General features: G+C 37.1%; 26 protein-coding genes. 6 read left to right on the forward strand and 20 right to left on the reverse strand.

All coding sequences use genetic code 11. From position 1 onward, the window contains the following. Positions 1-10: 10 nt before the first annotated feature. Complete coding sequence (locus G5W_RS0108040; RefSeq protein ID WP_010095698.1) at positions 11-613, reverse strand: KinB-signaling pathway activation protein; 603 nt, start codon at positions 611-613, stop codon at positions 11-13. A 151-nt stretch (positions 614-764) separates the two neighbouring features. Here G5W_RS0108040 and gerD point away from each other — a divergent pair, with 151 nt between their 5' ends. Continuing rightward, positions 765-1,415 carry a spore germination lipoprotein GerD gene (gene gerD, locus G5W_RS0108045; protein ID WP_010095699.1) on the forward strand — a complete coding sequence of 217 codons (651 nt, stop codon included), beginning with the start codon at positions 765-767 and terminating at the stop codon, positions 1,413-1,415. 58 nt (positions 1,416-1,473) lie between these two features. Here gerD and G5W_RS0108050 read toward each other — a convergent pair whose 3' ends face one another. The 5 genes from G5W_RS0108050 to G5W_RS0108070 form a co-directional block, all read right to left on the reverse strand. Next, the gene (locus G5W_RS0108050; protein WP_010095700.1) at positions 1,474-2,535 is read right to left on the reverse strand and encodes an Mrp/NBP35 family ATP-binding protein; all 1,062 of its coding nucleotides are present in this window, start codon (positions 2,533-2,535) and stop codon (positions 1,474-1,476) included. Between the two features lie 102 nt (positions 2,536-2,637). Next, on the reverse strand, positions 2,638-3,351 hold the full coding sequence (gene cwlD, locus G5W_RS0108055; RefSeq protein ID WP_010095702.1) for an N-acetylmuramoyl-L-alanine amidase CwlD: 714 nt from the start codon (positions 3,349-3,351) through the stop codon (positions 2,638-2,640). Between the two features lie 126 nt (positions 3,352-3,477). Continuing rightward, positions 3,478-4,701 carry an efflux RND transporter periplasmic adaptor subunit gene (locus G5W_RS0108060; RefSeq protein WP_010095704.1) on the reverse strand — a complete coding sequence of 408 codons (1,224 nt, stop codon included), beginning with the start codon at positions 4,699-4,701 and terminating at the stop codon, positions 3,478-3,480. Then, positions 4,701-5,375 carry a hypothetical protein gene (locus G5W_RS0108065; RefSeq protein WP_010095705.1) on the reverse strand — a complete coding sequence of 225 codons (675 nt, stop codon included), beginning with the start codon at positions 5,373-5,375 and terminating at the stop codon, positions 4,701-4,703. Before G5W_RS0108065 ends, G5W_RS0108060 begins: the two co-directional genes overlap by 1 nt. 203 nt (positions 5,376-5,578) lie before the next feature. Beyond that, complete coding sequence (locus G5W_RS0108070) at positions 5,579-5,800, reverse strand: hypothetical protein (RefSeq protein WP_010095706.1); 222 nt, start codon at positions 5,798-5,800, stop codon at positions 5,579-5,581. A 246-nt stretch (positions 5,801-6,046) separates the two neighbouring features. On the opposite strand from G5W_RS0108070, the gene G5W_RS0108075 reads away from it, so the two are divergent. Continuing rightward, the gene (locus G5W_RS0108075; RefSeq protein ID WP_010095707.1) at positions 6,047-7,213 is read left to right on the forward strand and encodes a C39 family peptidase; all 1,167 of its coding nucleotides are present in this window, start codon (positions 6,047-6,049) and stop codon (positions 7,211-7,213) included. A 77-nt stretch (positions 7,214-7,290) separates the two neighbouring features. Next, positions 7,291-7,722, forward strand: coding sequence for a DUF3139 domain-containing protein (locus G5W_RS0108080; RefSeq protein ID WP_010095708.1), 432 nt, complete (start codon positions 7,291-7,293; stop codon positions 7,720-7,722). A gap of 221 nt (positions 7,723-7,943) precedes the next feature. Here G5W_RS0108080 and G5W_RS0108085 read toward each other — a convergent pair whose 3' ends face one another. Next, a complete protein-coding gene (locus tag G5W_RS0108085; protein ID WP_010095710.1) occupies positions 7,944-8,693 on the reverse strand; it encodes an SDR family NAD(P)-dependent oxidoreductase in 750 nt (249 codons plus the stop codon). Between the two features lie 348 nt (positions 8,694-9,041). On the opposite strand from G5W_RS0108085, the gene G5W_RS0108095 reads away from it, so the two are divergent. The 3 genes from G5W_RS0108095 to G5W_RS0108105 are packed head-to-tail and all read left to right on the forward strand — an operon-like array spanning position 9,042 to position 11,482. Next, positions 9,042-9,764, forward strand: coding sequence for an ABC transporter ATP-binding protein (locus G5W_RS0108095; RefSeq protein WP_010095712.1), 723 nt, complete (start codon positions 9,042-9,044; stop codon positions 9,762-9,764). Beyond that, the gene (locus G5W_RS0108100) at positions 9,761-10,786 is read left to right on the forward strand and encodes an ABC transporter permease (protein ID WP_010095713.1); all 1,026 of its coding nucleotides are present in this window, start codon (positions 9,761-9,763) and stop codon (positions 10,784-10,786) included. The genes G5W_RS0108095 and G5W_RS0108100 overlap by 4 nt, the downstream gene beginning before the upstream one ends. A gap of 33 nt (positions 10,787-10,819) precedes the next feature. Next, positions 10,820-11,482: a TetR/AcrR family transcriptional regulator gene (locus G5W_RS0108105; RefSeq protein WP_010095714.1), complete on the forward strand. Its 663-nt coding sequence runs from the start codon at positions 10,820-10,822 to the stop codon at positions 11,480-11,482. A 290-nt stretch (positions 11,483-11,772) separates the two neighbouring features. On the opposite strand, the gene rpsI is transcribed toward G5W_RS0108105, so the two are convergent. From rpsI to G5W_RS0108170, 13 genes are all read right to left on the reverse strand, one after another. Next, on the reverse strand, positions 11,773-12,165 hold the full coding sequence (gene rpsI / locus G5W_RS0108110; protein ID WP_010095716.1) for a 30S ribosomal protein S9: 393 nt from the start codon (positions 12,163-12,165) through the stop codon (positions 11,773-11,775). An 18-nt stretch (positions 12,166-12,183) separates the two neighbouring features. Continuing rightward, positions 12,184-12,621, reverse strand: coding sequence for a 50S ribosomal protein L13 (gene rplM / locus G5W_RS0108115; RefSeq protein ID WP_010095718.1), 438 nt, complete (start codon positions 12,619-12,621; stop codon positions 12,184-12,186). 275 nt (positions 12,622-12,896) lie between these two features. Further along, positions 12,897-13,649: a tRNA pseudouridine(38-40) synthase TruA gene (gene truA, locus G5W_RS0108120; protein ID WP_010095719.1), complete on the reverse strand. Its 753-nt coding sequence runs from the start codon at positions 13,647-13,649 to the stop codon at positions 12,897-12,899. Positions 13,650-13,673: 24 nt separating this feature from the next. Further along, positions 13,674-14,474 carry an energy-coupling factor transporter transmembrane component T family protein gene (locus tag G5W_RS0108125; RefSeq protein WP_010095720.1) on the reverse strand — a complete coding sequence of 267 codons (801 nt, stop codon included), beginning with the start codon at positions 14,472-14,474 and terminating at the stop codon, positions 13,674-13,676. Beyond that, complete coding sequence (locus tag G5W_RS0108130) at positions 14,467-15,339, reverse strand: energy-coupling factor ABC transporter ATP-binding protein (RefSeq protein WP_010095721.1); 873 nt, start codon at positions 15,337-15,339, stop codon at positions 14,467-14,469. Before G5W_RS0108130 ends, G5W_RS0108125 begins: the two co-directional genes overlap by 8 nt. Further along, positions 15,315-16,154, reverse strand: a complete 840-nt coding sequence (locus G5W_RS0108135; protein WP_010095722.1) for an energy-coupling factor ABC transporter ATP-binding protein — start codon at positions 16,152-16,154, stop codon at positions 15,315-15,317. Before G5W_RS0108135 ends, G5W_RS0108130 begins: the two co-directional genes overlap by 25 nt. Before the next feature lie 254 nt (positions 16,155-16,408). Continuing rightward, complete coding sequence (rplQ, locus tag G5W_RS0108140; protein ID WP_010095724.1) at positions 16,409-16,762, reverse strand: 50S ribosomal protein L17; 354 nt, start codon at positions 16,760-16,762, stop codon at positions 16,409-16,411. Positions 16,763-16,805: 43 nt separating this feature from the next. Then, on the reverse strand, positions 16,806-17,750 hold the full coding sequence (locus G5W_RS0108145) for a DNA-directed RNA polymerase subunit alpha (protein ID WP_010095725.1): 945 nt from the start codon (positions 17,748-17,750) through the stop codon (positions 16,806-16,808). Positions 17,751-18,036: 286 nt separating this feature from the next. Next, a complete protein-coding gene (rpsK, locus tag G5W_RS0108150; protein WP_010095726.1) occupies positions 18,037-18,426 on the reverse strand; it encodes a 30S ribosomal protein S11 in 390 nt (129 codons plus the stop codon). A 21-nt stretch (positions 18,427-18,447) separates the two neighbouring features. Continuing rightward, a complete protein-coding gene (gene rpsM / locus G5W_RS0108155; RefSeq protein ID WP_010095727.1) occupies positions 18,448-18,813 on the reverse strand; it encodes a 30S ribosomal protein S13 in 366 nt (121 codons plus the stop codon). Between the two features lie 21 nt (positions 18,814-18,834). Continuing rightward, the gene (gene rpmJ / locus G5W_RS0108160) at positions 18,835-18,948 is read right to left on the reverse strand and encodes a 50S ribosomal protein L36 (protein WP_010095733.1); all 114 of its coding nucleotides are present in this window, start codon (positions 18,946-18,948) and stop codon (positions 18,835-18,837) included. A gap of 31 nt (positions 18,949-18,979) precedes the next feature. Further along, complete coding sequence (gene infA / locus G5W_RS0108165; RefSeq protein WP_010095735.1) at positions 18,980-19,198, reverse strand: translation initiation factor IF-1; 219 nt, start codon at positions 19,196-19,198, stop codon at positions 18,980-18,982. Between the two features lie 427 nt (positions 19,199-19,625). Beyond that, positions 19,626-20,270, reverse strand: a complete 645-nt coding sequence (locus G5W_RS0108170; RefSeq protein ID WP_010095737.1) for an adenylate kinase — start codon at positions 20,268-20,270, stop codon at positions 19,626-19,628. Positions 20,271-20,288: the final 18 nt, after the last annotated feature.

Genomic DNA, 20,288 nt, shown 5'->3' on the forward strand with positions numbered 1-20,288 from the left:
GTTTGTTTTTTTATTTAGGACTATTATGCAATCGATGTAAAATAAGTAATTGATACGTATTACAAGCTAACAAGGTTATCACCATAATGAGTGAAAATTCCGCTCCTACTAATCCGATGCGAAGTGCTGGTACCCACTCAACAATGGTAAAAGCTACCATAAAAAACAACGCTGGAACGAAAGCATGTTTCTTCGTTTCCTTCGCCTTTATCTTTGCAACAATCCAGCTATATAACACAAGTGCAGCAGCCGCTAAAATAAACCATATTAACGATACTTCTCCATTTGAATTCTTATAAGGGAAGTATATTAGATCGAAAACCACAAACGCTATGAGTACTATTTGTACAGTTGGCCAAAATGATCGAAAAATGCTTAAACCTAATCGATGAACATACAAATAAGCAAAGAATCCCGTTTGGCTTACGGCACTATATAGAAGACCATGTCCAATAAAAAATAACATGACACCTAAAAGACCCACGAAATTAAATGGTTGTAGGTTATCAGTATATGCGCCATTTACATTCACAAAAAAACTAACAATTAAACCCGCTAATCCCCCTATTGCTAGCGTCTTTAAAAACAAATTGACTACTTTACGACTATTCAATTGAAATGTCCTCCTGGTATTTATATATATGTATAAAATCAAACGCTTACTCCATTGGTATTTTAACATGAACCCTATCTTTTTTCCTTCATCAAGTGCATATTTTTGCTTTTCTCATCCATATTAAGGATAAGTGGAAGGAGGATTTAACGTGCTACGTATGTTCTATTTCCCGATACTTGGTGTCTTATTCCTTATGATTACCGCTTGCGGAGGGGAAGCTGCACCAAAGGAAACGGATTATGATACTACAAAGAAAATGATTGTTGACATATTGCAAACAGAAGATGGCAAGAAGGCACTAGGCGAAATTTTAGCCGATGAAAAGATGCAACAAAAGCTTGTTATCGAATCCGCTACAGTAAAAAATGCCATAGATGAAACCTTAACATCTGATAAAGGGGCAGAAATGTGGAAGAAGCTTTTTGAGGACCCTAAATTCGTTGAATCATTTTATAAATCCATTGAAGAAGATCAGAAAAAATTAATGAAGAGTTTAATGAATGATTCCGAGTATCAAAAACAAATGATGGATTTACTTAAAAATCCAGAAATGACCGATCAAACCATTCAAACATTAAAAAGCCAACAATTCCGAGAACACCTTGAAGAAACCATACAACAAACACTAGAATCTCCCCTGTTCCAAGCCAAAATACAGGAAACTTTACTAAAGGCAGCTGAAGAACAAAGTAAAAGTGGCGGAGGTCAAAGTGGGGGTAGTGAATCAGGTGGTCAAGGGGGCGGCCAAGGCGGAGGTTCTGGAGGTGGATCCGGAGGCGGTAGTGGTGGCGGAGGTTAAGTAACCACAAATAATGAAAGGGTCAGACCTTATACTGGAGGCTCTGACCCTTGTTTTGTTATTCTTCTTCCACTTTAGCGATAACTTTCGCTGCAATCTTATGATATTCCTTACCATTTGGGTGGTCCTCTTGATAAACAGAAGGTGCAAAGACATCTTCTTCCTCATATGGCTGTTGAATAGGCAATTGACCAAGAACCTTTGTCTTTAGGACCTCAGCTAGTTTTTTACCGCCACCTTGTCCAAAAACAAATTCTTTTTCGCCAGTTTTCTCACTCTTGAAATAGGCCATATTTTCTACAACACCTAATATTTCATGATCTGTTTTAAGTGCCATCTGACCAGCACGAGCCGCTACAAATGCAGCTGTAGGGTGTGGTGTAGTGATAATAATTTCTTTACATGAAGGTAATAGCTCATGAACATCCATTGCAATATCACCTGTACCCGGAGGTAAATCTAATAATAAATAATCTAAGTCTCCCCATTCAACCTCTTTGAAGAAACTATTTAGCATCTTACCTAACATCGGTCCTCGCCAGATGATTGGTGAATTGTCTTCAACAAAGAATCCCATAGATATAACTTTTACTCCGAATCTCTCAACTGGGATAATTTTTTCGCCACGTACAACAGGTCTTTCTTCAATACCCATCATATCCGGAATACTGAATCCATAAATATCCGCATCAATAATACCAACCTTTTTACCTAACCTTCTAAGGGCAACAGCAAGATTCACTGTTACGGTAGACTTACCGACACCGCCTTTTCCACTCGCAATTGCTAGGAAATTCGGTTGTTTATTTCCACCCATTAGCGCTTTTTCTTTAGCGCTTTCAATTGCAGGCTGGAATTTTTTAATTACCTCATCTGGTAATTGTTCAAAACGAAGACCAACCGTTACAGCACCATTACGCTTCAGAATACCAACTAATTCTTGCTGTAATTGCATTTGCTCCGCTGTATTAGTTTTTCCAATGGCAACTTTCACACTAACATGATTCTTATCTTCTTTAATGGTAACTTCCTTAATTCCACCAGTTTCTTCAAAAGTTCTATGTAAAAAAGGATCTTTTACAGGATTTAGTAATTTTATTACTTCTTCATTTGTTAACATGTAATCACCTTCCTATCTAGCTTGAAAATTATGTTTATTCAAGCCTAGTATAACACATATCACTAAAAAGCTAAGTGATATGAATTAGCAGAAGGTAAAATTTCAATCTTCTTCGGGTTCTTCCGTCACATAACGAAGAATCCCTTCATAAATACTCGCTGCCATTTGTCTTTGATACGTACCATCCTTTAATAGCTCAAGCTCTTCCTCATTAGACAAGAATCCAATTTCAACGAGCGCTCCTGGAATTTCAGCTTTTTTTAATAAATATAAATTATTAATTGCTAACTCAGTTCGATTTGTATTCTCGAGGTTTCGTTTAATTTCCGCTTGAATTTTCTTAGCTAAATGTTTACCTTCATCTGACTTCGGATAATAAAAAGTCTGTGCCCCTCTCCATTTCGGTGATGGAATGGCATTTAAATGGACGGTAAGAAAGAAGTCTGCATCATGGGTATTAATAAACTCCATCCGCTTCCGAATATCCTCAGCTTTTCTTCTTGAAAGTCCCTTTGTATTCTCATCCGCTAAATCCGTATCCTCTTCTCTTGTTAGATAGACCACTGCCCCTGCTTGCTCTAGGTAATTTCTCAAAGTCTTTACCACTTCTAACGCAATGTCCTTCTCTTGTGTTTTATCACTACCCACTGCACCACCATCTGGTCCACCATGTCCAGGATCTAATACAATCGTTTTTCCAGAAAGCGGTAGCGAAAATCCTGTAGTTTGTTCAACTTCCGGTAATGGATATCTAATTAATGCAATTAAAATCACTAAGCCAACAAACCAAATTAGTATTCTTCCAAATCGCTTCATCCTACTCGCCCCTTTACATATCTTCATCCTATTCTATGGGACAAGGTATCGGATTATGACATTGCAGAATACTCCTATAAACATAGAAAAAAGGAGTAGTCTCAATCACTACTCCTACACGTCAAACTATCTAGATAATATGCCCATTACAAAATATTTTTCCCAGTTCTCATAATTACTTATTTGCAACCAAGGAACCTTATTTGCTTTTATTGGTGTAATGAATGGCATTCCTGCATAAATATCATGTGTTTTTTGATTCGTTACGACATCTCCTGCTTCTAGCCCTTTTGTTATTTCTACATTATTTCCAATATGAAGTCCTTTTTCAATCGCAATCTTTTCTAATTTACCGGATTCCTGTAGATTCCAGACCTTTTTTCCAGACACATATCGTTCATGAATGGTATTGGCATTTAATGATTCATTCACAGTGATCATCATATCAGTATGGTAACCTGGTAAAATGGAATCCAATTCTTGCTCCTCTTCAAACATAACTTCAAAAGGATAGATGCTCTCTGAATCAACCCCCACCTCATGTGGCTCCTCTTCAAGTTTTGAAATAGTTCCTGTGAAGCTTTGGTCTACCTTATCAAACATAATTTCAACCTGTTGTCCTGTCTCCACATTAACTCTTGCCGTTTCGTTTAAATCACCTTTTACAATCAATGACGTATCGCCAATACGTATAATTGGATCTTGTAGAGTCGAGGAGATCTCCTGTACCTTTCCTGAAAAAGGGCTCTCTACTGTTACTGTATCTCCCGATGACCGTAATTCATCCAACTGTGATTGTATCAATCGCTCTTGTTCTTGAACTGCTGCTAGCTCCTGTTCCTTTTGTAAGATAAACTGTTCTTTCAATACTTCCGCTTCCACTGGCTCCCCAGGTGCGACTACAACAGTTGTTTGGTCCTCATTCGTATCTCCAACTACCGGGACAGAGGGATTAGATATTCGAAAACTAACCATCTCAGAAATAGCATCCTCAATGGAAGCCACTTCTCCACTTAGCCTTTCTAGTTCATTGGTAAGAGCAGCTTCTGTTTGGTAATAATCATTTACCTGGTAACTAAACAAAGGATCACCAGCTTGAACAATGGTACCTTCCTCCACTAGAAACTCATTAAAATTCCCAAGACTTTTATCAAAGTAAACATAGTTTTCACCCGAATAAGCCGCGACACCCTTGGTCGGAATTTTTTCTTTTATGTCACTTTGAAATACCTTGTCCCATTTTGTAATAAAGGCTTGTCTAGTAACCTTACCCCCATCATCTAATAGGATAAGGACACTATTCGTCACAATAAAAATTACAATTGTTATCCATATAATTTTTCTTTTCATCACGCAAACCACCTGTCTATCATGTAAATATCAGTAAACGAGACAATAGCGGTCACTGTCCAAATCGTTAAGTGTAATAAAATGACCGTAGCGTATATCCAACCTTTATGTATGGTTGATAACTTGATTAAGTACTTTATTTGAAGAGCTATTATCCACAATTGAAAAAGGGAAACAGCGCCAAACAAATAAATCAGCAAGGATATATCCGTAAAGTAGGAGGCAATTACTCCAAACGAAAATGGTGAAACAAACCAATCAAGTCCAAAAAATACCGCCATAGGAATCCAGAGTACTCGTTCCATTAATAGTATAAAAAGAACGACAACCTGCATTAATAGTAGCTTTTTAAAAGATATCTTTGTCACCCAGTAAAATATAAGAGTAGGGATGAATAAGACGAAAAGAGCGAAAGTTAATGCAAAGGCGACCCGACCGATAACAAACCATAGTTTACGCATTTCGTACTCTGCTGGATCAAGTAAAACCGCACCACTTGAAATAAGCGTTGAACCCATTCCGAGCATACCCATACCACCATAAATAACCAAGGTAAGCAAACTTAATAACACGATAACCTTCCAAGGGTTTCGTACTGTTTCTGCTTTCCCTATTCGAAAAATATGATCATCCACTGAAAAAATAAACCTCAATACTTGTAATGTGTATGTCATGATTCCACCCATTTCTTTTCTTTTTCATTTCGAACCTATTTTTTACCAATTTTAACGCACTTTTCTACAAATATCTATTGTATTCATTCTATTTTGAATAGTATTAGTCCTAACTACCTATATAACAGAAAGAGAAAAGTGCCAGCTCCCTACGAAAATTGTCACTATTTTCGAGGAAATTGACACCTTCTATTGGAATATAATTAATTTGATTGCGCTTGTAATTCCTGAGGTTCATTTTCATTTTGTTTCTTATCTAGCATACGAACAAATTGCCACCCAACAGCTGCATTAACAGCACCCATTAATCCAAACAATAGGTAATCACCAATTGGCTCAGGAAGAATCAAGTCCATGATTAACCATCCCCCTGCTGTTGAAGCACCAACAAGTCCTCCTATAATTGGCTTTCGATAACGATTCATTACCATGCACCACCTTTGTTGTTTTATCCCGCATGTATAGGCTGTAAACCCTCACCTATATTAATCCTATGCTTTCCTCCCACTAGTCATAACTAGAATTTTTGGTTTAACTTGTCTGACTTTAGGAAAGTAGGAAAGTTTTTGCCACTTAAAAGCCACTTTAAGTAAGGAAGTTTCCCAATACCAATATATTATAAATAATGTAAAATTAAGGAAACTAAATTCATTTAATAGGTGGATTAATCTATGAAGAAACTTTTGCTAATAGGTGTTACAGTTATTTTAGTTCTATGTTTTTCTGACAAAAACCTCATACAAGCCGAGTCATCTACAATCAATATCAGCAAAGAAGATGCATTAAAGATTACTGAGAATTATATATTAAAATATCAAAATTCTTATGATCGCAATACGGAAGTTATTCTAAAAAACTACTTGTACGATATAGATGATACTATTCTAGGTTATCATTTTGAATTGTATAATTTGGATAATTATCAGGGTTATATTGTAATTTCAGCAACAACAGACAGAGACCCAGTGCTAGAATCGGGAGCCGGTTTATTCATGGAAGAGCAACCAAAAGCGAATGAAAAAATATATTATTTAGGTGCCTTTTCCTATATTTTTGCTGAAGACATTAACCATCTACACAAGGTTTTCCAGTCAGCAAAAGAGGATTATATTAAAGAGTTAGAGCGCGAATTCAGCACAATGAATAATAGTGACTTTATTTCGGGTATAAATGATTTGCAGAATGAGATAGAAGAAGTTAACAAAATGAATCTTGAATCCTTAAACAGGTTACCAGGTGAATTTGAGAAGGAATGGAAAGATATATTAACCCCAAACAAAGTGAACCTTTCTTCTTATAAAAGATTACCCGTAACTAGGGTATATCAACGAGTAAGCGGGGTAACTAAACCCACAAAAGCCTGTGGACCAGCTGTTGCAGTTATGATTAATAATTATTATAAAGGCAAAGGATACTGGGTTAAAGATAGTACTGATTATGGTGGACATGCAAACTATATCAACAGAATGATTAAGGAAATGAATACGGGGACATTGGGAACATCAGCAGCTAATTTCCGTGATGGACTTAGACGTCAATTGAATGTAAATCATAAAACCTCAACCTCTCCATGGAGAGCTTGGACTTTAAGTGGGAATGGCTACTTCGAGTCTTACAAAACATCGATTTCTGGAAATCGACCCGTTGCATTAAGGTTTGACAATATAATTAAAGGTAGTAAATTCACTAAGTACCATTTTGTTGCCGGCATTGGATACGACGGTACGGAAGCCATTGTAAAAGATCCCGATAATGGAAAAACAAATACTGGGGATAGAAGATTTTCGTGGAAGACAAATCAATCAGTTATAACTATGATCATCAACTCCCCTAATTAAGATAAATGATAATACTGCTTGGATTTTAGTTTATCACCCCAGAGGTTTACTATACTTTAAACAAGGTGGTTAATAATTTGAATCTATATCCACATGAAGTTATCGAGTATATGATTGCATCTTCTTTCATATTAATATCATTAATCATCTCTGGATTCATTTATTGGAGAAAGAGGAGGAAAATTGGCTTTCTTATTTCAATCCTAATTACTGTAGGAATTACCGCCTTCTTTATCATTCGTCCCTTATGGATTGATAATCAAATTCAGGAGAAAACAATCGCTTTGGAAGAATATTTACAAACAAAATATCCAAATGCAGACTGGACAATCACACCTGTTGATCATCGCGAAAATAAAACTCTTAATCATTATTATTTACTAGTTGACTTCAAAGACGATCCACATCATACGTATTACTATTATGTTTACAAGGATGGAACAGTCGAACAAATGGGCGGGGAAAGTGATGAGTACTTTCAATATGAAGAGAAATATCGTGAGCCGTAGAAGAATTGTTATTAATCAATGATAGCTTCTAATTTGTTTTAACACTCGTTATATCGAGACTTTCAATAGGTATTAAAAACCCAAAAGCTTGAACGAATCAGGCTTTTGGGTTTTCTTCTAAGACAAGTATTTATAGCGTTAAAATTTTATAAATCTAATTCTATCCTTCTTAACCAAAAGACCCTTCTCACCAAAGTAATAAGTGTCTTGTAAATAAGCTATTATTTCGTATTCGTAAATCCACCATCAATACGAATGACTTCACCGTTAATATATTGTGCTTTTGAAATCAGTAAGAACGTCACAAGTTCCGCTACCTCTTCTGGAGTACCTAAGCGTTTTTGTGGAATACCATTTGTTGCATTAGCTTTCATTTCTGGATTTGCTTCATAGAAAGCTTTAACCATTGGTGTTTCTGTTGGTCCTGGTGCAATAGCATTTACACGTAAACCATCTTTTGCATATTCAGCAACCATACTCTTCGTGATACCAACAATTCCATGCTTTGTAGCAGAATAAGTCACAACAGAGTCCTGGCCAATTACTCCCGCACTTGAAGCTGTGTTAACAATGGAACCCCCTCCATTCTTTAACATTACTTCCGCAACATAGCGAACACCATATAACGCTCCTAGTAAATTGATCCCTACGATCTGATTAATTTCTTCAATGGATGAATCTAGGAAGAATGATCCACTTCCAGAAATTCCTGCATTGTTAAAGAAATAATCAATCGTACCAAAGTGCTCCACTGTTTTGTCCACATAATTTTTTACTTCTTCAGGCTTGGATACATCTGCCTTGATGAAGATGGCATCAACACCTAATTCCTTTACCATTTCAACGGTTTCATTTCCGCCCTTTTCACTGACATCTACAACAACAATGTTAACTCCTTCTTTTGCTAAACGGACTGCTGCCGCTTGTCCTAATCCACTGCCAGCTCCTGTAATAATTACAACTTTATTCATCGATATTACCTCCATTACTTATTTCAGACTAACTTTCTTCATACAATTATCTTCCATATTATTCATCATGTCCGTTAAATCTACTCAAAAAGAATCTCAGATCTTGTGAAGCTTTATTGAGACTATCTATTTCACCCATGAAATTAGTATTCCGTACAGTATCCTCCTGAGTAAGTTCCGCATTATCCTTAATCAACTCGCATTCCCCTTCATTGTAGCTAGAATAGATTACAATGTGTCCTCAATATTCTTTATGACAAAAAAATACTTACTTTACAAACTAATGTCTCGCATGTTTAAATGGAAGTGAGTAATCACTCACATAAAGTGGAAGAGGAGAGTGTCCCTATGTCTACAATGGTAGAAATGAAAGCAATTTCCCATTCATTCGGAAAGGAAAAGGTGTTAAAGGATATTCAATTATCCGTAAACAAAGGCGAAATATTCGGCTTGCTTGGTCCATCAGGTGCTGGTAAGACGACACTAGTAAAAATGATTGTAGGGATTTTGGAATCTAATCAAGGAGAAATTTTTATAGATAATGAAAGAGTGCCATCACTAGACCTCTTGAAAGCTATTGGCTACATGGCACAGTCAGATGCGTTGTATCATGAACTATCTGCTAAGGAGAATTTGAACTTTTTTGCAACGATTTACGGTTTACAAAAAGTGGAGCGAAAAAAAGCAATTGAAAAGGTATTAGAAATTGTAGATTTAACAGACCACATGAATAAGGTGGTACGTAATTTTTCTGGGGGTATGAAAAGGAGGTTATCACTTGCAGCGTCCCTAATGCATCATCCAAAGCTATTAATATTAGATGAGCCTACCGTTGGGATTGATCCAGTACTCAGGCAGTCAATATGGGATGAGTTGAAAAAGCTTAAAAATAATGGAATGACTATTATTATTACAACACATGTAATGGATGAAGCGGAAAAGTGTGATCGACTGGCATTATTAAGAGACGGAAATATTATTGCATGCGATAGCCCTGAGAGTTTAAAAGAAAAACAAGGTGTTTCTACAATCGAAGAAGCATTTCTTGCGTTTGGAGGTAGAAAAGGATGAATGTTGGAGCTGTGGTAACACGAATTGTAAAGCAATTTTTACGTGATAAACGCTCTTTAGCATTATTAGTTATTGCACCTATTTTAGTATTAACGTTAATTTGGTTAGTGTTAGACGGTAATGACTATGAGCCGAAAATCGCAGTAAACAACTTACCAGCGCCGATGGAGGAATCATTGCAGGCAGAGCTAGAGAAGGATATTGTTTATATGACGGAAGAGGAAGCGGTTGATGCCTTTCAGGATGGAGAAATAGATGCATTTATTTCAATAGCAGATAGGAAACCAAATATTTTGCTAGAAGGAAGTGATGCTTCGGTAAACGGGGCAGTCCTGCAGTCTGTACAAACTGCATTCAGTTCCTTGTATGAGGACATGTCTGTTCAGCCAACCATCAATTATTATTATGGCTCTAATGATTTAAATTTGTTTGACCAAGTCGGTTCGGTTTTAATTGGATTTTTTGTTTTCTTCTTTGTCTTTATTATTGGGGGTATTTCCTTTTTAAGAGAACGAACTCAAGGGACAATGGAAAAGCTATTATCCACACCAATTAAAAGGTGGGAAGTTGTAACGGGATACTTACTTGGATTTGGATTATTTACGGTTATACAATCACTCCTAATTGTTGCTTATTCTGTTTACGTGCTAGATGTTTGGATGGTTGGGGATTTTTGGCAGTTATTAGTAGTCACCTTTTTATTAGCAATTACAGCACTTACTTTGGCAACTCTACTATCTGCATTTGCTAACAATGAGTTTCAAATCATGCAATTCATCCCATTAGTAATCGTTCCACAAGTGTTTTTCTCTGGTATGTTTAACTTGGAAACATTAGCTGTATGGCTTCAGGTTTTAAGTAAGTTCATGCCACTAACGTATGGAGCGGATGCCATGCAACAAATTATGATTAAAGGTAAGGATTTGTGGGATATTTGGCCTGACTTGCTCATCATTATTGGTTTTGCAGTACTGTTCTTTGTCCTCAATATTGTTGCATTAAAGAAGCATCGTAAGTTATAACAATAAGGTAGAGGTTTGGAGAGGAGATTAAAAATGGAACAGCTAGATAAAGAATGGATAAAAGATGTAATGGATATATCAGAGAAAGAATTGACTCCTAAGCAAGCGAAAATTGTGGAAGCAGCAATTGAGATTTTTTCTGAAAAAGGATTTGCTGCCACATCCACCAGTGAAATCGCAAAACAAGCAGGAGTGGCAGAAGGAACGATTTTCCGTCATTATAAAACCAAAAAGGATTTGCTAATATCGATTGTGATGCCTGTCATATCTAAATTTGCTGTTCCATTTTTAGCGGAAAAGTTTTTACTAGAAGTTTTTGGTGATGAAGAGTTTGAAAACTTTGATGCGTTATTAAGAAAGCTTATTTATAATCGCTATGAATTTGTTAAAAAAAATGTTCAACTCCTGAAAATTTTAATTCAAGAAATGGCCTATCATTCAGAAATACAGGAGAGCTTTAAAAATGTGTTTGTCAATATATCGTTGCCAAAGTTCCAGTCTGCGATTAAAATGCTCCGGGAGAAGGATCAGCTTGTAGATTTTCCTACTGAAACGATGCTCCGACTTGCGGTTACCACCATAGTAGGCTTCCTTATTACGAGATTTATTATAATGCCGGATTACGATTGGGAAGATGAAAAGGAAATTGAATATACGATTCAGTTTATCCGGAATGGGCTGAAGGATATTAAATAAATATATCGGTGAAGAATAACATGAAGAAAACGGAAAATGATGACATAGTCTATTTAAGATAAATCAAGTACAGATGCTTGGTTTATTTTTTTTACTAGTTGTAAATAATTCTCGTATAATCCTACTCGACTGCAGTACGGAATTCTGTTAGTTTTTGAAATGTTATAATATTGATTTTTCTCCCGTGAAAATTTTCTTCTAATACGGCTTCGACATCTTCTTTATGTATAGTTTTCTAACTAATAAAAAGACCCTTTCCACCGAAGTGAAAAGAGCCTTGAAACGTAATATTAACGTTTTGAGAACTGTGGTGCACGACGAGCGCCTTTAAGACCGTATTTCTTACGTTCTTTCATACGAGGGTCACGAGTAAGGAACCCTGCACTCTTAAGTGCTGCACGATAACCTGGATCTGCTTCTAGTAGAGCACGTGCGATACCATGACGGATAGCACCTGCTTGACCAGTGAATCCACCACCATTAACGTTTACTAAAACATCATAAGTTCCTTGAGTTTCAGTAGCTTGAAGTGGTTGGTTAAGAATTAGAATTTGAGTTTCATATGGGAAATAGTCTCTAGCATCACGACCATTGATTATAATGTTGCCAGTACCTGGTACTAAACGTACACGAGCAGTTGAGCTTTTACGACGACCAGTTCCGTAATATTGTACTTGTGCCAATTGATTTACCTCCTTTTATTATCCGCGAAGTTCGTAAACTTCTGGTTTTTGTGCTGCATGATTGTGCTCAGCGCCTCTATATACATGCAATTTTTTGCCCATTTTACGTCCTAAAGATCCTTTTGGAAGCATACCTTTGATTGCAATCTCAAGCATTTGCTCAGGATACTTTGTACGCATTTCATCAGCAGTACGTTCTTTTAAACCACCTGGATGTCCAGAGTGACGGTAGTACATTTTGTCACTTAACTTGTTACCAGTAAGTTCAATTTTTTCAGCGTTAATAATAATTACATAATCACCAGTGTCAGCATGTGGTGTGTAAGTTGGTTTATGCTTTCCACGAAGGATTGCAGCAACTTCACTTGCTAGACGACCAAGACGTTGGCCTTCCGCATCCACAACAAGCCATTTGCGTTCAATATTGTTTTCATTCGCCATGAAAGTTGTGCGCATGATTGGTTTCCCTCCATATTTACAATGTTTAATTTTAATGTTTTAAGTTACTTATTCCTATATTTTCAACACAATTAGTTCCGGGGCTAATCGCGGTTTTAGAAATAAAATGCCATAGACCATAATATATCAAAATAGTGTGTTTTGTCAAGAGCCTGTGCTAATATTTTAATATATTTGGCATATTAGTTGAAAATCAATAAACCTATTATATACCATAACCAAACAAAAAGAAACCTGTCGATATTTCCCAGGAAATAAGTTCTTTTGTCGAATTATTCCGGATTACGATAGGTTACTTTCCATAGATATAATCCGTGGGCAGGTGCAGTCTTCCCTGCAAGACTTCTATCTCGGGCTTCTAGCATTTGGTGTATGTCTGTTGGGTGAGTTCTACCTTGTCCAACGTCTAATAAAGTACCTACCAAAATTCGAACCATATTATACAAAAAGCCGCTACCGCGAAAGATGAATTCTAATCGATCATTATCCTGGTTACATGAGACCTCAAAAAGCGTACGAATCTTGTCACCTTTAACCGTTGCTTTAGCAGATGAAAATGTAGTGAAATCATGTGTCCCTTCTAACTCGGTGCATGCTTCTTGTATAGCTTCTACATTTAATGGATACGGGAAATGATGGATGTAGTGTCGGTTAAATATATCTGGTTCCTGTTTCATTAAAATATAATACCGATATTCTTTTTCCACTACATCGTATCGAGCGTGGAAACTCTCCTGTGCGATTTCACTATCCAGTATATAAATATCGTTAGGTAGTAATGCATTTAGAGCTTTCTTCCAACTATTGCCCGGGATAGTTAATTCCGTCTCAAAGTGAATGGTTTGCCCCTTCGCATGTACTCCTGTATCTGTTCGTCCAGAGGCATGGACTCGTACTGAAATCCCTTTATGAACCTTCTCTAGTACCTTTTCAAGTTCTCCTTGTACTGTCCGTTTTCCAGGCTGGACTTGATAACCATTAAAATTAGTACCATCATAGGCTATCGTACATTTCACTATAGGCATATATCTAGTCCACCCTCCATTACATTAGTAACTTCTAGTTAAAAATAACCCTACGACAATAGCTAAAAAGAATAGAAGCACTATCAAATCACTACTCTTAATCTTTAACTGTCTTAGTTTAGTTCTTCCTTCCCCACCTTGATAACCTCTTGCTTCCATGGCCATAGCGAGCTCTTCAGCACGTTTAAATGCACTGACAAAGAGTGGTACTAAAAGTGGTACTATCGCCTTTATGCGTTCTTTTATTGGCCCTGTACGAAAGTCTACTCCCCTAGATGCTTGCGCTTTTGATATTTTGTCTGTTTCCTGCAACAAAGTTGGAATAAAACGTAATGAAATAGACATCATTAATGCTAGTTCATGTACGGGAAACTTAATCTTTTTCAAGCCATGTAACATATCCTCAATCGCATCCGTAATTTCTATGGGTGTCGTGGTTAGGGTCAATAGTGAAGTTATCAAGATTAATAAGAAGAAGCGTAGAGAAATGGCAAGACCTTGTATCAAAGCACCTGAATAGATTTTGAATCCTAGTATCTCCACTAACACTGTACCTTCTTTTGTAACGATTAAATGCAGAACAAACGTAAAAACAATTAAAAACCATATTGGTGTTAGTCCTTTTAGAATGAACCGTAAAGGGATTCTAGTAATGAACGTAGTAATAATTGCAAAAGCAGTTAAGATGCTGTAGCTTGCAAGATTATTCGCAAAAAAGACAACAATAACAAATAAAAATATGATTGTTATTTTCATTCTCGGGTCTAAACGATGTACTAAAGAATTTCCTGGGACATATTGTCCAATAATCATCATGCTATTCATCTGATTTAACCCCCTCAAATGCTTCCTTAATCTGAGTGGCTAAATCTCTCACGGATTGCCTTTTGAACGCTAAGGATATTCCAAAACGGCTCTCAAAGGCATTCAGGAATTGGATGATTTCCGGTACATCTAATTGAACCTGGTTGAGTGCTTCTTTTTGTGTAAACACTTCTTCGGGTGTACCTTCCATATACTTTGTTCCTTTGTTCATTATAATGACATGGTCAGCATATCTAACGGCATCTTCCATACTGTGTGTCACTAAGAAAGTAGTCAAATTTTGCTCTTTATGTAGAGCATAAAACATATCCATAATTTCTCGTTGACCTCTTGGATCCAACCCTGCTGTCGGCTCATCTAAGACAAGTATCTCAGGTTTTATTGCTAACACTCCAGCGATAGCTACCCTTCTCATTTGACCACCACTTAAATCAAACGGTGATCTTTCAAGAAGTTTTTCATCTAGTCCTACAGCCGGAATTATCTCTTTAATTCTAGCGTTAATTTCGTCTTCTGCTACCCCGAAATTTCTAGGTCCAAAGGAGATATCTTTTTCAACCGTTTCGTCGAACAGTTGGTGTTCTGGATATTGAAAAACAACGCCAACTTTACTTCTTAGTTCTTTTAAGTTCTCTGGTTTCTTCTCGGAAGTAATATAATAGTCTCCTATTTGTACTTCACCTGATGTTGGTGTTAATAAACCATTTAGATGTTGTATAAGTGTTGATTTACCAGACCCTGTATGACCAACGACCGCTACAAATGTCCCTGATGGAATATGAAATGATAATTTCTCTAAAGCTTTATGGGCAAAAGGTGAGTTTGCTTGATAGATATAATTTACATCTTTGAATGTAATGTCCATAGTTCCTCCAATAATTCCTCATGATTCAACGGCTCATTTGATAATCTCATATTATTTCGTTTCAATTCATCAGCTAATATCGCAACAAATGGTACATCAAGCCCAATCTCTCTTAACTCATCCTTTTTCGCAAATACCTCTCTAGGTGTTGCTTCATCCCATACATGACCTTTGTTCATCACAATGACTCGTTCAGCCTGTACAACTTCTTGAAGATCATGTGTTATCGTAATAAGAGAGATTTCATTTCTCTCCTGTATTTCGGAAACAGTTTGCATAATTTCTTTTCTTCCTCTAGGGTCTAACATTGCGGTAGCCTCATCTAAAATTAAAACTTGTGGTTTAATCGCCAGAACGCTCGCAATAGCAATTCGCTGTTTCTGACCTCCAGATAGACGATGTGGTTCTGTTAGGAGATAGTCCTCCATTCGTACTGCCTTTAGAACCTCTTCAATCCTCCTTACCATTTCCTCACGTGGGACACCGCGATTTTCCATCCCGAATGCAACATCATCCTGGACGGTGGTACCGACAAACTGATTGTCAGGATTTTGGAAAACCATCCCCACTTGTTTCCGGACATCCCAAACTGTTTCTGCTGTTACCTGTATCCCATTAATAATGATTTCACCCTGCTGAGGGTACAACAAACCATTCATAAGTTTCGCTATAGTAGATTTACCAGACCCGTTATGCCCAATAATCGCTACCCATTCATCCTTATATATTTCAAAACTGACATTCTCTAGTACCCAAGGCTGCTCTTCTCCATATCGAAACGATACATTTCTAAACTCGATAAACTTCTCTCTCATTGTCATATCCTCCTCATCTCTACTTCGCCTTTAGGTTTTGCATATGTATGTATTTTACTATTAATTGCGTTATATGTTAACCAATCTGCCGTTAAGGAAACAGCATTTGATATATAGGTATTCTATCAGATCAAAGGATAAATACTATCTATTAAGTTCCAACATGAACCAAGCCCTTTTCTCTATACAAAAAAAGGGCTTGGATTTCACCTCATGGAAGAGATTAAGTCCTGCCCTTAACGCGTATGGATTGATTAAACTAGCTCAATGATTGCCATTTTCGCTCCATCACCTTGGCGTTCGCCTAATTTAAGAACGCGTGTATATCCACCTTGTCTGTCTTCATAGCGTTTAGCCACATCATTAAATAGCTTTTGAACAACAGAATCTTCTTCATTAGCTTCTTTATTGTATAAGAATGCAGCTGCTTGACGACGTGCATGTAGATCACCACGTTTACCTAACGTAATCATTTTATCTACGATAGATCGTAATTCTTTTGCTTTTGCTTCTGTAGTTTCAATCCGTTCATGAATAATTAAATCAGAAGCAAGGTTGCGAAGTAGCGCTAGTCTTGCGTCAGTAGTACGTCCTAATTTTCTAGCCATGGACTATCCCTCCCTTTCTTGAAACTCTAAAGATGTCCGATTATTAATCGTCTTTACGTAAGCCCAGTCCTAAATCAGCAAGTTTAACTTTAACTTCCTCTAGGGATTTACGACCAAGGTTACGTACTTTCATCATATCTTCTTCAGATTTATTTGAAAGCTCTTGAACTGTATTTATGCCAGCACGTTTCAGACAATTATATGACCTTACAGATAAGTCAAGTTCTTCAATTGTCATTTCCAGTACTTTTTCTTTTTGGTCTTCTTCTTTCTCGACCATAATCTCGACGTTCTGTGCTTCGTCTGTTAAGCCTACGAAAATATTCAAATGCTCTGATAGGATCTTAGCACCTAAAGAAATTGCTTCCTCTGGGCGAATACTTCCATTCGTTGAAACATCTAAGGTTAATTTGTCGTAGTTTGCACTTTGACCTACACGAGTATTTTCAACTTGGTAAGTAACACGTGATACCGGTGTGAAAATGGAATCAACTGGAATAACACCAATTGGTTGATCTTCATGTTTGTTTGCATCAGCTGGAACATAACCGCGACCACGTTGTGCAGTAAGTTTCATACGCAAGTTTCCTTTTGCATTTAATGTTGCAATCGGAAGTTCAGGATTCAATACCTCTACATCACTATCATAGGTAAGATCAGCAGCGGTAACGACTCCCTCGCCTTGCACATCAATTTCTAATGTTTTTGGTTCATCTGAGTAGATTTTAAGGGCTAGCTTTTTCAAATTCAAAATGATTGTCGTAACATCCTCAACTACGCCATCTATAGTTGAAAACTCATGTAAAGCTCCATCAATTTGAACTGATGTTACAGCAGCACCTGGAAGTGAGGATAGTAGGATACGACGCAAGGAGTTTCCTAGAGTTGTACCATAACCACGTTCGAGCGGTTCTACCACAAATTTTCCAAATGTAGCATCATCACTAATCTCAACCGTTTCAATCTTTGGCTTTTCTATTTCAATCATTCCATAATACCCTCCTTTAAAACGTCGAAACCCCGGTTAGATTTCCATCTAACCGAAATTCCTCAAATAGGCAGTTGGCGATTCTGCACTACCTGTATACTTTTTTTCGTACTATTTTGTCTATGCGATGCTGTATAGCAAGGTCCAAAAAGGCTAGGAATACAACGCCATGAGGCGTTTTACTATTCTATGCCTTAAAAAACCACTGATTATTGTCTCTATGTGCCTATACTTTTAGTCATCATAACCCATTATAGACAGGGTGACAAATATTATACGTTAAAAATTATACACGACGACGTTTTGGTGGACGGCAACCGTTATGAGGAACTGGAGTTACATCTTTAATAGCTGTAACTTCAAGTCCAGCTGCTTGTAATGAACGAATAGCAGCTTCACGACCAGCACCTGGTCCTTTAACTGAAACTTCTAATGTTTTCATACCATTATCAACTGCAGTTTTAGCAGCTGTTTCAGCAGCCATTTGTGCAGCAAATGGAGTTGATTTACGAGAACCTTTGAATCCAAGTGCACCAGCAGAACTCCAACCAACAACATTACCTTGAACATCAGTGATCGTTACGATAGTGTTGTTGAAAGTAGAACGGATATGTGCTACACCAGTCTCAACATTCTTTTTCACACGACGTTTACGTGTATTAGTTTTACGAGCCATCTATTTGCTTACCTCCTTACATTACTTTTTCTTGTTAGCGATTGTACGACGTGGACCTTTACGAGTACGAGAGTTGTTCTTCGTATTTTGTCCGCGAACCGGTAAACCACGACGATGTCTTAATCCGCGATATGAGCCAATTTCGATAAGACGCTTGATGTTTAATGAAACTTCACGGCGAAGATCACCTTCAGTTGTATAACCATCAACAGCTTGACGGATGCGTCCTAACTCATCTTCAGTTAGATCACGTACACGAGTATCTTCAGAAACTCCTGCTTCTTTAAGAATATCTTGTGCAGTTTTCTTACCAATACCAAATATATATGTTAAAGAGATTACCACACGTTTATCACGTGGTACGTCTACTCCTCCAATACGTGCCATTAGTATCCAGCACCTCCTTCATTATCCTTGTTTTTGCTTGTGTTTTGGATTTTCACAAATCACCATTACTTTGCCTTTTCGTTTAATGACTTTGCATTTTTCACAAATTGGCTTTACAGATGCTCTTACTTTCATCATCTTTACCTCCTTTTATATCGGAGCTCGCTTATTTATAACGGTACGTAATTCGTCCTCTAGTCAAATCGTACGGAGAGAGTTCTACCGTTACTTTATCACCTGGTAAGATACGGATGAAGTGCATACGGATTTTACCAGATACATGTGCCAAGACCGTATGGCCGTTTTCAAGCTCTACATTAAACATTGCGTTAGGCAATGTCTCAGTTACGGTTCCTTCCACTTCAATTACATCATCTTTCGCCATCGTGTTGATCTCCCTTCTTTAAATCAGTCACAATATTGTTTTTACAAACACGTAAATCTAACACTTTCATTTGTGACACGACCAGTTTCTAGAAGGCTGTTTTGGACTTTTAGGAGACGTATAATCCATATCAATATGATGTTCGCTCTATCTCTTTGGTCGATCATATTTAATTTACGTTTTCCCATGCTACCAAGATTTCACGATTTAGTTAACAATCGATAATGCCTTGATAGATGCCCTTGCAATTTACGACAAACAAGACCTATTCGTGGAATCGAATCAGTTTCGCTTAACAACGTTCACCTATATGAGGGTTATTGTCAAACACGGAGTGTGTTTGAAATAGTAAAGCATTAAACCTCACGACTCTTATTAAGTTTGAAACAAATAGAATTGTCTATTCGTGCAAGCCTACAGTAATAGCTTATTTTTCAATAATTGATTGAATATCTTGAAAAACCTTATCAATATCTTGATCACCATTTACAGTAACAAGATATCCTCGTTCATCATAAAAGTCTAGTAACGGTTGCGATTGTTCGATGTTAATCGCCAAACGATTTTTTACCGTTTCTGGTTTGTCATCATCACGTTGAATTAACTCCCGACCATCTCTATCACATATACCCTCTTTTTCTGGAGGATTATACATCACATGATAAGCTTTACCACATGCTGGACAAATTCTACGACCGGATAAACGCTCCACTAATTTTTCTTCTGGTACTTTCACATGTAATACATGGTCAATCGCTTGATTCATTTCAGTTAAAAGTGTTTGTAAAGCTTCTGCTTGTGCGATCGTTCTAGGAAAACCATCTAACAAGAAGCCTCTCTCACAATCATCTTTACTTAAACGCTCTTTAACGATACCAATTGTTACTTCATCCGGAACAAGTGCACCTTGGTCCATAAAGCTTTTTGCTTTCTTACCAAGTTCAGTTCCTTCATTTATTGCAGATCGGAACATATCTCCTGTTGAAATATGAGGGATGTTATATTTTTCGCTTATTCTTTCCGCCTGTGTACCTTTACCAGCACCAGGTAGACCCATTAACAATAGATTCAAAACTTTCCCCTCGCTTCA

Source organism: Ornithinibacillus scapharcae TW25, assembly GCF_000190475.1.
In the GTDB taxonomy this organism is placed as follows: Bacteria; Bacillota; Bacilli; order Bacillales; family Amphibacillaceae; genus Ornithinibacillus; species Ornithinibacillus scapharcae.

Bases quoted from the DNA above. Each gene is read 5' to 3' on its own strand.
- rplM (WP_010095718.1), bottom strand. From the start codon at position 12,621: ATGCGCACAACTTTCATGGCGAATGAAAACAATATTGAACGCAAATGG.
- rpsK (WP_010095726.1), bottom strand. From the start codon at position 18,426: ATGGCTCGTAAAACTAATACACGTAAACGTCGTGTGAAAAAGAATGTT.
- infA (WP_010095735.1), bottom strand. From the start codon at position 19,198: ATGGCGAAAGATGATGTAATTGAAGTGGAAGGAACCGTAACTGAGACA.
- G5W_RS0108135 (WP_010095722.1), bottom strand. From the start codon at position 16,154: ATGAGAGAGAAGTTTATCGAGTTTAGAAATGTATCGTTTCGATATGGA.
- G5W_RS0108095 (WP_010095712.1), top strand. From the start codon at position 9,042: ATGTCTACAATGGTAGAAATGAAAGCAATTTCCCATTCATTCGGAAAG.
- rpmJ (WP_010095733.1), bottom strand. From the start codon at position 18,948: ATGAAAGTAAGAGCATCTGTAAAGCCAATTTGTGAAAAATGCAAAGTC.
- rplQ (WP_010095724.1), bottom strand. From the start codon at position 16,762: ATGGCTAGAAAATTAGGACGTACTACTGACGCAAGACTAGCGCTACTT.
- truA (WP_010095719.1), bottom strand. From the start codon at position 13,649: ATGCCTATAGTGAAATGTACGATAGCCTATGATGGTACTAATTTTAAT.
- G5W_RS0108145 (WP_010095725.1), bottom strand. From the start codon at position 17,750: ATGATTGAAATAGAAAAGCCAAAGATTGAAACGGTTGAGATTAGTGAT.
- G5W_RS0108085 (WP_010095710.1), bottom strand. From the start codon at position 8,693: ATGAATAAAGTTGTAATTATTACAGGAGCTGGCAGTGGATTAGGACAA.
- G5W_RS0108060 (WP_010095704.1), bottom strand. From the start codon at position 4,701: ATGAAAAGAAAAATTATATGGATAACAATTGTAATTTTTATTGTGACG.
- rpsM (WP_010095727.1), bottom strand. From the start codon at position 18,813: ATGGCACGTATTGGAGGAGTAGACGTACCACGTGATAAACGTGTGGTA.
- G5W_RS0108100 (WP_010095713.1), top strand. From the start codon at position 9,761: ATGAATGTTGGAGCTGTGGTAACACGAATTGTAAAGCAATTTTTACGT.
- G5W_RS0108130 (WP_010095721.1), bottom strand. From the start codon at position 15,339: ATGGACATTACATTCAAAGATGTAAATTATATCTATCAAGCAAACTCA.
- G5W_RS0108105 (WP_010095714.1), top strand. From the start codon at position 10,820: ATGGAACAGCTAGATAAAGAATGGATAAAAGATGTAATGGATATATCA.
- G5W_RS0108070 (WP_010095706.1), bottom strand. From the start codon at position 5,800: ATGAATCGTTATCGAAAGCCAATTATAGGAGGACTTGTTGGTGCTTCA.
- cwlD (WP_010095702.1), bottom strand. From the start codon at position 3,351: ATGAAGCGATTTGGAAGAATACTAATTTGGTTTGTTGGCTTAGTGATT.
- G5W_RS0108125 (WP_010095720.1), bottom strand. From the start codon at position 14,474: ATGAATAGCATGATGATTATTGGACAATATGTCCCAGGAAATTCTTTA.
- G5W_RS0108065 (WP_010095705.1), bottom strand. From the start codon at position 5,375: ATGACATACACATTACAAGTATTGAGGTTTATTTTTTCAGTGGATGAT.
- G5W_RS0108075 (WP_010095707.1), top strand. From the start codon at position 6,047: ATGAAGAAACTTTTGCTAATAGGTGTTACAGTTATTTTAGTTCTATGT.
- G5W_RS0108050 (WP_010095700.1), bottom strand. From the start codon at position 2,535: ATGTTAACAAATGAAGAAGTAATAAAATTACTAAATCCTGTAAAAGAT.